A 15,455-nucleotide genomic window follows, 5' to 3' on the forward strand; every position below is an offset into this window, starting at 1 on the left:
ACTCAAGTCTCGCGCTTTCGTCCTTATAGCTAAGTGATAGGTCGACAAAGGTAGACTGTGGTTCAGACGAAAGAACAGCTCGGATTGACAGAGGAACAGGCTACCACACCGATCCACGTAAACGGCGAACTGTGGACATTACTAGAAGCCGCCCGATACCTCCATGACGCACGTCGGGACGACAATCAAAACCGCAAGAAAGCGTTGAGATTAGCGGCAGAACTGGCGCGGCTACGTCGGGAGTCTCAAGACATGGGGGACACGGAACTTGTCGGGGCCGCCGATGCGCTCGAAAAGTCGGCCCGTGAGGTTTGGACAGCAAGCGGTTAGCGTACACCTCACGAGGCTTAGACTCGTTATGATGTTCTCACCTCGGAGCGATCAGAAACGCCAGAGATGGACAGACACGACATACAGTAGGTTCTCATAGTTCATTCACACCTACGATTTCCGCGAAATTCTGACTGAAATGACTCTGTGGTGTGAGCCGGGTTACCAATATAGCGCGCGCGGAAAGTGGTTGGTGTAACAACTGGAGGGAAGCCTTTAGCTTCTATAATCGTTTCTTAGCTTTTCTTCATGGACCCCGTTTTTGATATACACACATGACCGTCAGAATCGGGCTGTGCGTAACGTCGCACGCAAAACAAATACGCTCCGTCAGTTGAACAGGCTACTCAAAACCTATTCAATCTGGATTCAGAAGTAGTCGATCGACTGCGGCAGCTCCAGCTTCATCCCCTTGCGCTCGCGGATCTCCATGATCTTCTCGCGCTGGAGGTTGTCGACGAGGACGCGGAAGCCCGCGTTCTCGGTGTTCCACGAGGCGCGGCCCTCGGTGGCCGAGCGGATGTCGGAGGAGAACCCGATCATCTCCTCGACGGGCGCGATGCCCTCGACAACCATGAGGTCGCCCTCCTGGTACATGTCGTCGACGCGGCCGCGGCGGCCCTGAATCTCGCCGGAGGCGGCGCCCATGTGCTCCGAGGGGACGTCGATGCGGACGTCCTGGATCGGCTCGAGCAGGCGGACCTCGCCGTCGATCAGCGAGCGGTGGACCGCGTCGCGGACCGCCGGGATGACCTGAGCGGGCCCGCGGTGAATGGTGTCCTCGTGGAGCTTCGCGTCGTGGAGTCGGAACAGCGACCCCTGGACCGGCTCGGCGGCCAGCGGGCCGTCGTCGAGCGCCTCCTGAAGCCCCTCCAAGACGAGCTCCATCGTCTCGTTGAGGTGCTGGATACCCTTCGTGTCGTCGATGAGGATGTTGGTTCGGTGGATGTCCTCGACGTTCTGGGAGGTGTCCTTGTCCATGCCGGCGTCCTGGAGCGCCTCGCGGCGCTCCAGTTCGGGCATGTCCATCGAGACCTCGCCGAGCTGGATGGCGTCGACGATCTCCTGTGCCATCGGCTCGACGGTGAGGTAGAACTTGTTGTGGCGGTTCGGTGACTGCCCCTCGACCTCGCGGGACGCCTCCTGGGGCTGCTCGCGGAAGACCACGATGGGCTCGCCGGTGATGACCGGGATGCCCTGGTTGTCGCGGATCCGCTGGGTGATCACTTCGAGGTGGAGCTCGCCCTGCCCGCTGATGAGGTGCTCGCCCGTGTCCTCGTTGATCTCGATCTGGATCGTCGGGTCCTCCTTGGCGACCTGCTGGAGCGTCTCGATGAGCTTCGGCAGGTCGTCCATGTTCTGGGCCTCGACGGACTTCGTGATGACCGGCTCGGAGATGTGCTCGATCGACTCGAACGGCGTCATCTCCACGGAGGAGACGGTGGATCCGGCGATGGCGTCACGGAGGCCGGTGACCGACGCGATGTTCCCCGCCGGGACGCGGTCCACCTCCTCGCGCTCGGACCCCATGAAGAGGCCGACGCTCTGGATGCGGTTCTTGCCCGCGGTCCCCGAGACGTACAGCTCCTGACCCTTCTCCAGCGTGCCGGAGAAGACGCGGCCCGTCGCGATCTCGCCGGCGTGCGGGTCCATCGAGATGTCGGTGACCATGAAGACGACCTCGCCGTCCTCGTCGACCATCCGCATCGTGTCGGCCAGCTCGCTGTCCGCGTCACCGCGCCAGATGCGCGGGACACGACGGGGCTGCGCGTCGACCGGGTTCGGGAAGTGCTCACAGACCATGTCGAGCACGACGTTCGACAGCGGCGTGCGCTCGTGGAGCTCCTCGCGCTTGTCGTTCTGTTCGAGCTCCATGATGTCGCCGAAGTCCATGCCGGTCCGCTGCATCGACGGCATGGAGACGCCCCACTTGTACAGCGCGGAGCCGAACCCGACCGTGCCGTCCTCGACGGAAACGGTCCAGTCTTCGGGGATGTCGTCCATGTTCTCGGCCATCCCGCGGATGAGCTCGTTGACGTCGGCGATGACGGACATCAGCCGCTCTTGCATCTCCTGAGGCCCCTCCTGAAGCTCCGAGATGAGGCGGTCGACCTTGTTGATGAACAGCGTCGGCTTCACGCCCTCGCGGAGCGCCTGCCGGAGCACCGTCTCCGTCTGGGGCATCGCGCCCTCGACGGCGTCGACGACCACCAGCGCGCCGTCGACCGCGCGCATCGCGCGGGTGACGTCGCCCCCGAAGTCCACGTGGCCCGGGGTGTCGATGAGGTTGATGAGGTGGTTTGTGTCCTCGTACTCGTGGGTCATCGAGACGTTCGCCGCGTCGATGGTAATGCCCCGCTCCTGCTCGTCCTCCTTCGTGTCCATCGCGAGCTGCTCGCCCGCGGTGTCCTCGGAGATCATGCCGGCGCCCGCCAGCAGGTTGTCGGAGAGCGTCGTCTTCCCGTGATCGACGTGGGCGGCGATGGCGATGTTCCGGATGTGCTCCGGGTTGTCCATCAGCCGCTCACATTCCTGAACGATCTTCTTGCGTCGGCCCATTATACCGAGTGTTACCGAAAGCAGGGTCAAAAGGGTAGTGTTTCGTCGCGGCCGTTTCGCGGGCGAGTACCCCCGATCGCCGCCGATTTCGTGTCGACCGGTGTCACGGCGCAGGCGGCGGAGCGCCGCTCGGTCGAGGGCGACGCCAGCGCGCGCCGCGGGCGGAAGCGCCCCCGGCCATCGGCGCAGTTTTAAGTCCCGACTCGGGAAACGGGAGGCATGAACGAGACGCTCTCACGGCTCGACGACAGCGGCGTCGTCGCGGTGTTGCGCGGGGTCCCCGCCGACCAGCTCATCGAGATCGCCGAGGCGCTGCGCGAGGGCGGCGTCACCGCCGTCGAGATCACCGCCGACACGCCGGACGTCGCCGACCTCATCGGCGAGGTCGCCGGCTCCTTCGACGACGAGGTCGTCGTCGGCACGGGGACGGTCCTCGACAGCGAGACCGCCCGGACCACGCTGATGGCGGGCGCGGAGTTCGTCGTCTCGCCGAGCCTCCACGAGGACGTGATCGAGACGTGTAACCGCTACGGCGCCGTCACGGCGCCCGGCGTGATGACCCCGACGGAGGCGGTCCGCGGCTACGAGGCTGGCGCCAACTTCGTGAAGGTGTTCCCCGCGAAGACCGTCGGCCCGGCTCACCTCGGCGCGATGAAGGGCCCGCTCGGACAGATCCCGATGATGCCGACCGGCGGCGTCAGCCCCGACAACGCCGCCGACTACATCGACGCGGGCGCGTTCGCGGTCGGCGCCGGCGGCGCGCTCGTCGACTACGACGCCGCCGAGCGCGGCGACTACGAGAGCATCACCGAGACCGCCCGCGAGTTCACGCGAGTGGTCGAAGAGGCGCGCGCCGACTGAGCGCCGGACGACCGAGCGCGGCCAGCCGAGTCCCGGACGACAGACGGTGCGACGACCGAGCGACCGAGGACCGAGGCGACGACGGCGGCGGCGAAGGGACCTCGCAGGAGCCCGCCCTTTCAATGGTTTTGTGTGTCATGCCAAATAGATAGGCGTGCGAGGGCACAACCGTCGTGTGACTTCCAGCCCGCAGTCGAGAGCCACCTGTCTGGGAGTCACGAAACGCTACCGGCACCCAACCACGGTTACTAGCCACCGTCTCCTCTGGCGGGGGGACCGCCCCCGTCGCCGCGACCCGCGCCGCGGCGACGGGGGCCGCAGCGTCACATGAAGTCGGCGATGCCCGACTGCTTGTTCGTGTCGTCCTCGAAGATCGATTCGAGGGACTGTTCTAACACTTTCAGCCGCTGTTTCGTGTAGGGACGGCAGCCGAACCGGTCGGCCACCTCGATGGCGGTGTCGACGTACTTGCTCACCGACCCCTCGTGGACCGTGAGGTTCACGCGGCCGCCGCACTCGCGGCACTCGCCCGAAAGCGGCATCCGGCGGTACTTCTCACCGCAGTCGAGACAGCGCGTCTCCTGCCGCGAGAACGCCCGGAGGTTCCCGATGATGTCCGGCAGGAAGTGGTACTCGATGACCCGCTCGGCCACGTCCGTCTCGTCGACCGCGCGCAGCTTCCGGGCCAGCTCCAGCTGTGCGTCCATCTTCTCCATCATGTCGCCGAGCGTCTTGTACGCCGAGAGATCCGGCCCCATCGCGATGTCCGTCGTGTCGTGGGTGTGGTCGAACCCGTGGTACTCGCCGTCGGTGCCGAGCGTGTCCTCGCCGATCTGGATCAGCTCCTCGACTTCCTCGGGATCGGCCAGCTCGCGCGACGCCTCGTACAGCTCCAGCGGGTACTCACGAACGATGTCGACGTTGTGCGCCTCGTCGTCGATCTCCGAGGGGTCGATCCGCGAGGACATCACTAGTGGTGCGTCCATGCGCCCGCCACGCTGGTCCGGCAAGAACGTCTTCGAGAAGTTGAGAAGTCCGTCCATGAGGAGCATCACGCAATCCTCGTCGCCATCACATTGGGATACTGACAAATCGTTCGCCGCGAGCGTGTGCGTCTCGGCAACGGTGAGATTGTACGTGTACTCGACGTCGCTTTCGAGGAACGAAACCGACGTAACCTCGTCAGTTTTGATTCTCCCGTCCGTCGCCGTGCTGGTGGCGGCATCCATCGGCACGTTCTGCTGCGAAGGACTCAACGGAACGGTATCACCGACCTCCAGTTCGTTCGCGGCGATCTTTTGAATTCCCCCGTCGACGACTCGCAGCATCGTGTGGTCGGGCGTCACGCGAATCGAACGCCCACGACGTGTCTCGATCCGTACGAGATGATCCTGACTCGGGTGTTTCGAGACGGCAGTCACCGACTGTGTCGACCTGTTTCCGCGTTCGTCGATCGATGGGACTTCGATCGCGCCGTCGAGTTCTTCAACGAGCGTTCCGAAGTCGTCGGTCCGCGGATCGTCCAGCCGGTCCTCCACGAACGTCTCGATCGTTTTGCGGTGCCACCCCGCGTCGTCTTGATACTCAATCTCGGTCTCCGGATGGAAGCAGTTCCTTCGCTTCGCGGCGTGAAAGTACGGATGCGCGTATCCGACCGCGGCCGAGGTGAATCCTACCACTCTCCCGACAGTCGCGGCGCTCGTGTGCGGCGCCATCCCGAAGACGAGCTCGCCGACGAGGTCGTCGCGCTCGTTGACCTCGTAGAAGCGGTCGAGCCCGTAGAACTGTTCGAGCAGGTCGTCGACGAAGTCCGCGGTCTTGAGCATGTGCTCGGCCGCGCCGTCCGAGAGGACGATGTCCTGGACGCGGAGCTCGACCACCTGGTCGTCGTGGCGCAGCGGCTCGCCGTCGATGTCCGTCTCGTACCCGAGTTCGCGGAAGTGGTCGGCGGTGACGTCGAGCTCCTCGGGCCGGACCGCGGTGACCGGGAGGTCGGTCATGTCGTACCGGACCGTCCCGTCCTTGAACGACGTGACGCCGTTCTTCGCGCGGAGGACGCCCTTCTCGATCGGCTCGGGCGTCTTATTCCGCGAGGTGAGCCCCTGAACCCCTTTGAGGATCTCGAAGGCGGACTCGCGCTCGCCGACGGTCTCCAGCGCGGAGCGGTAGGCGTCGTTGACGTCGACCTCCTGATACGTCGCGGCCGTCACCTCCCACTCGCAGTTCGGGCACTCGACGCGGCCGGCCTCGTCGGGCTCGCAGACCGTGCCGCAGTCGTTGCACTCGTAGTGGGGTTCCGTGTGCGTCTCGCAGTCGGGACAGAGCGCGGCGTAAGTGTGCTCGCCGCAGTCGGGACAGACGCGGTCGGACACCTGGAGTTCGTGCCGTCCCCGATGACCGGTGTCGTCCATCTCGTTCGCGGCCTCGGCGACGTCGCGCTGGGGGCCGCCCGCCTCGTTGATCGGGAAGAGGGTGTGGACCGCCGGCGAGAGGTCTCGGCTCTCCGACTTCTCCGGGCGGCCCATCCGGTTACCGATGCGAGTCGGTGCCCGCTCGCGCACCTCGAACGGGGCAACCTCGTTGACGGCGCGGATCGCGTTCTCGCCGTCGGCGTAGCCGCGGGCCGGTGTCGAGAGGTCCGCTTCGCTCCACTCCTTCCGGAGCCCGTCGTCGATCCCGAGCGACCGCGCGAGCGGGCGCCACGTCGGGATCCGGAGCGCGTCCGGGGTCGCCGCGTGCTCGACCAGCAGCGACTCCAGCGCGTCCCGGACCGCGTCAGTGCGCTCGATGGCGAGGACGCCCTCGACGACCTCGCCCGCGGCGACCGCGTCGGCGAGCGCCTCGAACGCGTCGACCGACACGTCGTGCCAGAGGTAGGTGTACTCGGGGTGGAGCGGGCAGTCGTACTCGCGCGCCCAGTCGAGCGCCCGATCGACCGTCGGGTGTTCGAGGTCGACGTGCGGGTCGTCGCGCAGCGCGCGGACGTCGGCGCCGGCCGCCTCGAACTCCTGAACCCACCACTCGGGGGCGTACGACGCTGGCGCGAGCGGGTGGTTGTTCTCGACGAACTCCCCGTAGTTGACGAGGTACTCGCCGAGGTCCAGCACCTTCTCGATCCCGTTGCGGACCGCCTTCGCCTCCTCGGGGTCGTCGATCCGCCGGACCTCGCCGTTCGCGAGCCGCACCGTCGGCCCCTCGATGGAGTCGACGGGGACGACGCCGTGCGCCTTCCCCGGCCGCTCGGTCTTGATCTGCGTCCCGGCCGCGAGGAAGTCGTCGACGATGTGCATCGTCGCGGGGTGGACGCCGCCGGTCGCGAACCCGTGGTTGCGCGCGCGACCGTAGCGGAGCCGGAACCCGCCCGCCTCGCTCGGGTGCGTGAACACGGGCCGCCCCGCGATGAGGTCCCGGAGGAACTTCTGGGAGGGCTCGGCGCGGGGCGGGCCATCCGCCTCGTCGGCCGCCGGTTCGGGCTCCGCCGCATCCGGGTCGGCGTCCTCGTCCGCGTCGTCGCCGCCGTCCGCGTCGCCCTCGGCTTCCGCGGCGTCGCCGTCGCCCGCTCCGTCTTTCCCGATCGTCCCGTCGATTAGGTCCTGAAGCCACGGCCAGTCGACCTCGTCGAGGTCGCGGGTGTACCGCTGGATCTTCGGCGCCTTCAGCGCGATCCCCTCGGCGGCGACGAGGCACATCCCGCCGCGCGCGGAGTTGGTGTCGACGCGTTCGAGGTCGCGGAACCCCGACACCTCCTCGTCGCTCGTCGCCTCCCCGTCGAGCATCACGGGGATGTGCTTGGCGATGAACTTCGACTCCTTGTCCTTCGGCGTGTACTGGAGCCCGGTTTCCTTGTCGTATAAGGCGATCTCCTCGGCGTAGCGCTCGACCTCTACGTCGCGGGGCTTGTACTCGTCGACGTCGAGCAGCGACCGAGCGTAGTCGGCGACGAGCACCGACAGCGCCTGCGCGGTCCCGCCCGCCGAGCGGATCGGGCCGGCGTAGTAGACGTTGACGAACTCGGTGCCGTCGTCGTTTTGCAACAGCTCCACGCGGTCGATCCCCTCGATCGGCGCGGCGACGACGCCCTCGGTGAGCAGCGCGACGGCGGTCCGGACGGCGCCCTCGATTTTCCCCTCGCGGGAGTCGTAGTCGCCGACGTTGCCGTCGACGAAGTCGGTCACCAGCTCCAGGGCCGCCTCCTCGCGGGACATCTCCCCTTCCAGGTCGCGGACGCGCTCCGCGACGCCGTCGATCCCGAGGATGTTCTCGACGCGGTCGGCCATGTCGCGGGCGACCGGGATCTCGATCTCCGGCTCCGGGTCACGCCCCTGCTCTTTGGCCGTCTCCGCGACGTCCCACGCCTCGTCGAGGCGCTCCTCGATCCGCGCGAAGTAGCGCTCGTCGTCCGGTCTCATCGGGCCTCGGTCGGGGGGATCGCGCGGCGCGTTCGTCGGCTCACAGCCACAGGTCGAGATCGGTGGCCTCGTCGTGCGAGCGCTCCAGCGGCTCGGCGAACGCGCGCAGGTGACACTCGCCGGCCCAGACGGTCGCCGAGTCGAGGTGACCCGCGAGCGCCTGCCCGCTCGGCCGCGAGAGCACCGCGTGGGTGTGCGCGAACACGTCACCCTCCAACAGCGAGACGTTCCCCACGCAGGCGGCCACCTCCAGCGGCTCGTCGAACGTCACCGAGCGGTACTCGGTCTCCTCCTGGTCGTAGAACCAGACGTCCGCGTCCTGGACCGCGCCGAGCGCCGTGAACCAGCCGGCCTCGACGTCCTCCTCGCGGGCGAGGGACTCGATCTCCTCGCGCCAGTCGGCGCCCGTCTCGAACCGCGCGACGTACTCCGCCGTGGGTTCGACCTCGCGATGGTACATAGCAACTCCCCACGGCTGCCGGGGAGAAAAAGGCTTCAGTCGGGCCGAGTGAACCCCATAGAGTAGATTCGATATAGCGCTATACAATTTAATTGGCATCGAGAGGGGAACCCGGAAGAAACGACAGAGGAGCCGAAAACATGCGTTTTAGCCGCTAAACTTCCAGCTACCGACAAACAACGATGTGACTCACGAAACGGAAAGCGAGAAGGAACGTCGCGGGTCGAACCGGCTCAGAACGGGGCCTGCGGGCCTTCGTCGTCGCCGCCGTCGTCGGTCGTCTCGCCCGGGAAGGAGGGGGACATCCCGCCGCCGCTGCTGGTGCCGCCGAGGTCGCCGTCGGCGCCGGCGGCTGCGCCGGTGTCGGCGTGGACCGTCTCGATCTCGGGGATCTCCTTGACCATCCGGGACTTGATCGCCTGGATCGTCATCGGGGAGATACCGCAGCCGGAACAGGCGCCGCCGAGCTGGACCGTCACCTCGCCCTTCTCGCGGTCGAGGTGGGCGATGGCAGCGCTGCCGCCGTGCATCTGGATCTGCGGGAAGTTGCGGCGCAGGAAGTTCGTGATCCGCTCGCGGAGTTCGTTGTCCGCGTCAGCCGTGTCCGTGCTCATGCCCGCGAGTTGGCGGGCGGCGGGCTTATGCCTTTGGTTCGGCCGGATCCGTGGGCTGCGGGCCTCCGGTCGGTCCGCTCACTCCGGCCGGTCGACGCCGAGCGTCCGGTACAGCTCGGACTCGATCCGCTCGACGTACTCTTCAAGCGTCTCCTCGAACGTCTCGTCGTCGACCGCGACGGCACCGCGGATGCGCTCGCGCGGGTTCTCCGGGAGTTCGACGCGGAACTCGCCGTCCTCGTAGAACGGCTCCGACTCGTTGAGCACGGTCTGGTCGATCCCGTGGATCAGCTCCGAGTCGTACCGGTCGTTCATCTGCTCGAACGCGTTCTTGTACGCCCGCTGGAGCTCGTTGAAGTAGTGCGCGTACTTGTCCTCGAACTTCTCCGGGTCGAACTCGTCGGCCATGTCGCGAGCGTGGGTCCGGCGGGAAAAAAGCCGGTCGATCGCCGCCGAGACGCCGGATCGGACGGAGAGACCGAGCGTGTGGTCCGACGAGCGATCCGAACGCAGCAGGCAGTATAAACTATATGGCGCGATATAGAATTTGTTTCCCGCGACGATAGCCGGCAGACCGGCCTCACGCCGCGAGCCGGGCGCTCGGCGGAGATTCGGAGGAATCCGCGGACGGCCGGCGACAGACGAGCGGCGACGGCGGGCTAGGGAGTCGGCTCGGAGCAACTCAAAAAAAAGGCGACCGCGACGGGGAGCCTAGTCGAGGTCGAAGCGGTCGAGCTTCATGACCTCGCTCCACGTCTCGGCGAAGTCCTCGACGAACTTCTCCTCGTTGCTGGCGTACACGTCCGCGATGGTGCGGAGCCGCGCGTTCGAGCCGAAGATGAGGTCGGCGCGCGTCGCCTCCCACGCGACCTCGCCGGTCCCGCGGTCGCGGATCTCGTAGACGTCCTCGTCTTCGGTGACCGCATCCCACTCGTACTCCATGTCGAGCAGGTTCGCGAAGAAGTCGTTGGTGAGCGTGCCGGGCTCGTCGGTGAAGACCCCGCGGTCGGAGTCGCCGTAGGTGGCGCCCAGCGCGCGCAGGCCGCCGGCGAGCACGGTCATCTGGCTGGCGGTCAGGTTCAACAGGTCCGCCTTGTCGACCATGAGGTCCTCGACGGGGTCGTCCGCGTCGCCGAGGTAGTTACGGAAGCCGTCGGCCTCGGGCTTGAGCGCCTCGAAGGAGTCGACGTCTGTCTGCTCCGCGGTCGCGTCGACGCGGCCGGGCTCGAACGGCACCTCGACGTCGTACCCGGCGTCGGCCGCGGCCTGCTCGACGGCCGCGGTCCCGCCGAGCACGACCAGGTCGGCGAGCGAGACGCGGACGTCGTCGGACCGCGACTCGTTGAACTCGGCCTGAACGTCTTCGAGCGTCGAGAGGGCGTCGGCGAGCTCCTCGGGCTCGTTGGCCTCCCAGCTGCGCTGCGGTTCGAGGCGGATGCGGGCGCCGTTGGCGCCGCCCCGCTTGTCGCTGTCGCGGTAGGTGGACGCCGCCGCCCACGCGGTCTTGACGAGCTCGCCGGTCGACAGCCCGGAGTCGAGGAGCGCGCCCTTGAGATCGGCGACCGCCGCGTCGCCGATCGGTTCGTAGTCGGCCTCCGGCAGGGGGTCCTGCCAGATCATCGTCTCCGCCGGGACCTCGGGGCCGAGGAACCGCTCCGGCGGGCCCATGTCGCGGTGGATGAGCTTGTACCACGCCTTCGCGAACGTCTCTTGGAACTCGTCGGGGTCGTCGCGGAACTCCTCTAAGACCGCCCGGAAGTCGTCGTCGTGCTTCAGGGCGACGTCGGTCGTGAGCATCATCACGTCCTCCTTGTCGCTGGGGTCCGCGACGCCGGGCGCGGCGTCGTCGAGCTCGTCGTTCTTCGTGGTCCACTGCCACGCGCCGCCGGGGCCCTTCTCCGGCTCCCACTCGTAGCTGAGCAGGTTGTTGACGTAGCTCAGGTCCCAGGCGGTCGGGGTGGCGTTCCACGGTCCCTCGATGCCGCTGGTGATCGCGTCGGGGCCCTTCCCCTCGCCGAACTCGTTGTCCCAGCCGAGGCCCTGGAGGTCGATGGGGGCGTCCTCGGGCTCCGGCCCGAGGTTCTCGCCGTCGTCGGCGCCGTGGACCTTGCCGAACGTGTGACCGCCGGCGATGAGCGCGACGGTCTCCTTGTCGTTCATCGCCATGCGGCTGAACGACTGGCGGATGTTCTTCGCCGAGCCCTCGAGGTCCGGCTCGCCGTTCGGCCCCTCCGGGTTGACGTAGATGAGGCCCATCACGGTGTTGCCGAGCGGCGCCTTCAGGTCACCGTTCTCGTCGAAGCGCTCCTCGGAGCTCGTCTCGAACTCGCTTTCGGGGCCCCAGTCGACGGCGTCGTCGCCGCGGAAGTCGTCCTCGCGGCCGCCCGCGAAGCCGAACGTCTCGAAGCCCATCGACTCCAGCGCGACGTTGCCGGCGAGCACGATGAGGTCCGCCCACGAGAGCTTGCTCCCGTACTTCGTCTTGACCGGCTCCAGCAGCCGCCGGGCCTTGTCGAGGTTCACGTTGTCCGGCCAGCTGCTGATCGGGGGGAGGCGCTGGTGTCCGCCGGCTGCGCCGCCGCGCCCGTCAAGAGAGCGGTACGTGCCGGCACTGTGCCACGCCATCCGGATGAAAAGCGGGCCGTAGTGCCCGTAGTCGGCGGGCCACCACTCCTTCGAGTCGGTCATCACGTCTTCGAGGTCAGATTTGACCGCCTCGAGGTCGAGCTCCTCGAACTCGGCCGCGTAGTCGAAGTCCGCGCCGTACGGACTGATGTCGGCGGCGTTCTGATCGAGTAGCTCCAGGTCCAACTGGTCCGGCCACCAGTCTTGGGTGTTACTAGCCATCAAAAAATGGTCGACCCTCTTCGCTGATAATATTGTCTAAGTCGGAGAGAGAAAAATCGTTATACTGGAGGGTTTCTATCGAAATAATGAAGTTCTATTTGCGGATCCGAGAAGTCGGCTCGAGAAACCCGGAAGCCGCTTCTCAGAGCCTCCGGAGGTAGACGGCCGGAGACGAAGGAGCGAAAAAATCGGTGAAAGGACAGGTTTGTGATCGCCCGCGGCGGGCGGACCGTCAGCGGTTCAGCGTGTGGATCGCCTGTCCGCGGGCGTTCTCGGCGGCCTCCATCACGGCCTCCGCGAGCGTCGGATGGGTGTGGACGGTGGCGGCGACGTCCTCGAGCGTCGCGCCCATCTCTATCGCGAGCGCGACCTCGGCGATCAGCTCCGACGCCTCGGGACCGACGATCTGTCCGCCGAGGACGAACCCGGTCTCCTCGTCGGCGACGATCCGGACGAACCCCTCGGTGTGGCCGGTGGTCATCGCCCGCCCGGAGGCGTTGAAGGGCATCTCGCCGACCGCGGGCTCGAAGCCGGCGTCCGCGGCCTCCGCCTCGGTCATCCCGACCGTCCCGATCTCGGGGTCGGTGAAGACGGCCGCGGGGATCGCCTGCTGGTCCATTGCGGCGGGTTCGCCCGCGATCACCTCGGCGGCGACGATCCCCTCCTTCGAGGCCGCGTGCGCGAGCATCGGGTCGCCGGCGACGTCGCCGACGGCGTGGACGTGCTCGACCGACGTGCGGGTGCGGTCGTCCGTCTCGACGAAGCCGCGGTCGTCCGTCTCGATCCCGGCCTCGGCGAGGTTGAGCTCCTCGGAGACGGGTTGGCGGCCGACGGCGACGAGGATCTTGTCGACGCCGTACGTCGACTCCTCGCCCTCCTCGGTCTCGGTGTGGAGGAGGTAGCCGCCGTCGGGCGCCTCCGACCACTCGCTGGCGCCCTCGCCGAAGCCGAACTCGACGCCCAGCTCCTCGGCGCGCGTGCGGACGATCCGCTTTACATCGTCCTCGTAGGGGTCGAGGATGTCGTCGAGCATCTCGACGACCGTCACGTCCGCGCCGAGCTTGGCGTACGTCGTCGCCAGCTCCATCCCGATGTAGCCGCCGCCGACGATCCCGAGCCGGTCCGGGACGGTGTCGGCGTCGAGCGCGTCCGCGGAGCTCCAGACGTGGTCCTCCGCGAACTCGAAGCCGGGGATCTGGATCGGCCGCGAACCGGTCGCAACGATCGCGTGTTCGAACGAGAGCGTCTCCGAGCCCTGCCCGTCGCCGCCGTGCGCGACCCGGACGGTGTCCTCGCCGACGAACGAGGCGGCCCCCTCGATCAGGTTCACGCCGTTCGCCTTACAGAGCTTCTCGACGCCGCCCGTCAACTGATCGACCACGCCGTCTTTCCACTCGATCATCTTCCCCATGTCGACGGCGGGGTCCGCGTGGACGCCCATGAACTCCGCGTTGCCCGCCTCGTGGGCGAGCCCGCTGCCCGTGATCAGCGCCTTCGAGGGGATACACCCGCGGTTGAGACAGGCGCCGCCGTAGGCGTCCTTCTCGACTAAAGTCGTGTCGAGCCCTTCCTGTGCGGCGCGGATGGCGGCGACGTAGCCGCCCGGTCCGGCGCCGATGACCAGTACCTCCGTTCCCGTTGTGACGTCTCCGACGACCATTATTCGTTGAGTAGCAGCAGGGGGTTTTCTAAGTGTTCCATGACGGTGTTCGCGAACTCGGCCGCGATCGCGCCGTCGACCACCCGGTGGTCGATCGACAGCGAGAGCGGCAGCGTCGGCACTGGGACGACCGCGCTCTCGCCGTCGGCCCCCTCGCGGACGACGGGGCGCTCCTCGATGGCGCCGAGCCCGAGGATCGCGGTCTCGGGGTAGTTGATGATCGGCGTGGCGTACTCGCCGCCGATGGCGCCGAAGTTGGTGATAGAGAAGGTCCCGCCCTTCATCTCAGCCGGTTTGAGCTTGCGCTCGCGGGCGCGGGCGGCGAGGTCGTTCACCTCGTCGGCCAGCTCGAAGAGCCCCTTCTCGTCGACGTCCTCGACGACGGGGACCATGAGGCCGGCGTCGGTCGCGACCGCGATACCGAGGTTGTAGTTGCCCTTCAAGACGATCTCCTCGTCGTCCTCGCGGAGCTCGCTGTTCAGGTAGGGGTACTCCTTCAGCCCGGCGACGATCGCCTTCATCACGAACGGCATGTAGGTGAGCTTCACCCCCTCGGCCTCCGCCGTCGGCTTCAGCGTCTCGCGGGCCTCCACGAGCGCGTCGACCTCGGCGGTGTCGTGGTGGGTGACGTGCGGCGCCGTGAACTTCGACCGCTCCATCTGCTTCCCGATGGTCCGCCTGACGCCGCGGTAGGGAACGGTCTCGTCGCCGTCGGCGGGGTCAGCCGACGCGGTCGCCGAGGCGGCGTCGGTCGCAGCCGGCTCAGCGCCCGTGTCGACGTCGACCGGTTCCGGCTCGGGCGTCGACTCGGCCGCCGACTCCAGCGCGTCCGCGTACGCCTCCACCGCCTCGGCCGTGACGAACGCCTCGCCGTCGCGGGTCTCGTCGGTCGGCACGTCGTCGAGGTCGACGCCGCGCTCGCGAGCGACCTTCCGCGTCGCGGGCGTCGCGAGCGTCGTCTCGCGACCCGCGGGCTCGGGACCGCCGGCGGGGGTCGCCGACGCCGCGTCCGCGGAGCCGTCGGCGCCGCGCTTGCTGACCGCGGACTTCCGCTCACCCGAACCGGCGTCGGTCGGCGTCGGCGCGGGGCGCGGTTCGGGGCCGTCGCCCGCGTCGCCCGAGCCGGCGGACCCGGCGTCGCCCTCGGCGTGGGCTCGGACGTCGGCCTCGCTGACGCGGCCGCCGGGGCCGCTCCCGTCGACCGCCGCGACGTCGACGCCGAGCTCGCGCGCGATCCGGCGGGCCGACGGCGGCGCGAAGGTGCGTCCGTCGGGGGTCTCCGGCTCGGCAGACTCGGCGTCGGCCGCGTCGTCGGCCGCGTCCGGTTGCGGCTCGGACTCGTCGGTCGCGGCCGAGTCGGGTTCCGATTCGGCGTCGGTTTCCGCGTCGTCTCCCGCGGCCGCCCCGGCCTCGCCGTCCTCGTCGACGCGGAACGAGATGATCACGTCGCCGACGGGGACCATCTCTCCCTCCTCGACGAACAGCTCCTCGACGGTCCCGTCGTAGCTCGACGGCACCTCGACGAGCGCCTTGTCGGTCTCGACCTCGGCGACGGGTTGGTCCTCCTCGACGCGGTCGCCGGGCGCGACCAGCCACGAGACCAGTTCCCCCTCCGCGACGCCCTCCCCGACGTCGGGCAGTTTGAACTCCTTGACTGTCATCGATCGGCCCCCTCGACGGCCGCGCGTCGACGCTCGCCGAACGCGCGTCGGTCC

At 67.7% G+C, this 15,455-nt stretch carries 9 protein-coding genes; 1 reads left to right on the top strand and 8 read right to left on the bottom strand.

The window, feature by feature from the left end; translation table 11 throughout:
• Positions 1-699: 699 nt before the first annotated feature.
• Complete coding sequence (locus F3H13_RS11870) at positions 700-2,889, bottom strand: elongation factor EF-2 (protein WP_149799239.1); 2,190 nt, start codon at positions 2,887-2,889, stop codon at positions 700-702.
• Between the two features lie 219 nt (positions 2,890-3,108).
• On the opposite strand from F3H13_RS11870, the gene F3H13_RS11875 reads away from it, so the two are divergent.
• The gene (locus tag F3H13_RS11875) at positions 3,109-3,750 is read left to right on the top strand and encodes a bifunctional 4-hydroxy-2-oxoglutarate aldolase/2-dehydro-3-deoxy-phosphogluconate aldolase (protein ID WP_149799240.1); all 642 of its coding nucleotides are present in this window, start codon (positions 3,109-3,111) and stop codon (positions 3,748-3,750) included.
• Positions 3,751-4,073: 323 nt separating this feature from the next.
• Here the strand turns inward: F3H13_RS11875 and F3H13_RS11880 are convergent, their stop codons facing one another.
• The 7 genes from F3H13_RS11880 to F3H13_RS11910 all read right to left on the bottom strand — a co-directional run bounded on the left by F3H13_RS11880 (position 4,074) and on the right by F3H13_RS11910 (position 15,401).
• The gene (locus tag F3H13_RS11880; protein ID WP_149799241.1) at positions 4,074-8,159 is read right to left on the bottom strand and encodes a DNA-directed DNA polymerase II large subunit; all 4,086 of its coding nucleotides are present in this window, start codon (positions 8,157-8,159) and stop codon (positions 4,074-4,076) included.
• Positions 8,160-8,199: 40 nt separating this feature from the next.
• Positions 8,200-8,619: a PPC domain-containing DNA-binding protein gene (locus F3H13_RS11885; RefSeq protein ID WP_004598657.1), complete on the bottom strand. Its 420-nt coding sequence runs from the start codon at positions 8,617-8,619 to the stop codon at positions 8,200-8,202.
• 233 nt (positions 8,620-8,852) lie between these two features.
• A complete protein-coding gene (locus F3H13_RS11890; protein WP_149799242.1) occupies positions 8,853-9,233 on the bottom strand; it encodes a NifU family protein in 381 nt (126 codons plus the stop codon).
• Between the two features lie 78 nt (positions 9,234-9,311).
• Positions 9,312-9,641 carry a DUF5783 family protein gene (locus F3H13_RS11895; protein WP_004598655.1) on the bottom strand — a complete coding sequence of 110 codons (330 nt, stop codon included), beginning with the start codon at positions 9,639-9,641 and terminating at the stop codon, positions 9,312-9,314.
• 303 nt (positions 9,642-9,944) lie between these two features.
• Positions 9,945-12,080, bottom strand: a complete 2,136-nt coding sequence (gene katG, locus F3H13_RS11900; RefSeq protein ID WP_149799243.1) for a catalase/peroxidase HPI — start codon at positions 12,078-12,080, stop codon at positions 9,945-9,947.
• Between the two features lie 232 nt (positions 12,081-12,312).
• Positions 12,313-13,740 carry a dihydrolipoyl dehydrogenase gene (lpdA, locus tag F3H13_RS11905; protein WP_149799244.1) on the bottom strand — a complete coding sequence of 476 codons (1,428 nt, stop codon included), beginning with the start codon at positions 13,738-13,740 and terminating at the stop codon, positions 12,313-12,315.
• Positions 13,740-15,401, bottom strand: coding sequence for a 2-oxo acid dehydrogenase subunit E2 (locus F3H13_RS11910; protein WP_149799245.1), 1,662 nt, complete (start codon positions 15,399-15,401; stop codon positions 13,740-13,742). Before F3H13_RS11910 ends, lpdA begins: the two co-directional genes overlap by 1 nt.
• Positions 15,402-15,455 lie beyond the last annotated feature (54 nt).

Source organism: Halorubrum xinjiangense, from assembly GCF_900102375.1.
GTDB classification, from domain to species: Archaea; Halobacteriota; Halobacteria; order Halobacteriales; family Haloferacaceae; genus Halorubrum; species Halorubrum xinjiangense.

Coding starts and splice junctions, on each gene's coding strand:
- F3H13_RS11890 (WP_149799242.1), bottom strand. CDS start 9,233: ATGAGCACGGACACGGCTGACGCGGACAACGAACTCCGCGAGCGGATC.
- F3H13_RS11885 (WP_004598657.1), bottom strand. CDS start 8,619: ATGTACCATCGCGAGGTCGAACCCACGGCGGAGTACGTCGCGCGGTTC.
- lpdA (WP_149799244.1), bottom strand. CDS start 13,740: ATGGTCGTCGGAGACGTCACAACGGGAACGGAGGTACTGGTCATCGGC.
- F3H13_RS11880 (WP_149799241.1), bottom strand. CDS start 8,159: ATGAGACCGGACGACGAGCGCTACTTCGCGCGGATCGAGGAGCGCCTC.
- F3H13_RS11875 (WP_149799240.1), top strand. CDS start 3,109: ATGAACGAGACGCTCTCACGGCTCGACGACAGCGGCGTCGTCGCGGTG.
- F3H13_RS11910 (WP_149799245.1), bottom strand. CDS start 15,401: ATGACAGTCAAGGAGTTCAAACTGCCCGACGTCGGGGAGGGCGTCGCG.
- F3H13_RS11870 (WP_149799239.1), bottom strand. CDS start 2,889: ATGGGCCGACGCAAGAAGATCGTTCAGGAATGTGAGCGGCTGATGGAC.
- F3H13_RS11895 (WP_004598655.1), bottom strand. CDS start 9,641: ATGGCCGACGAGTTCGACCCGGAGAAGTTCGAGGACAAGTACGCGCAC.
- katG (WP_149799243.1), bottom strand. CDS start 12,080: ATGGCTAGTAACACCCAAGACTGGTGGCCGGACCAGTTGGACCTGGAG.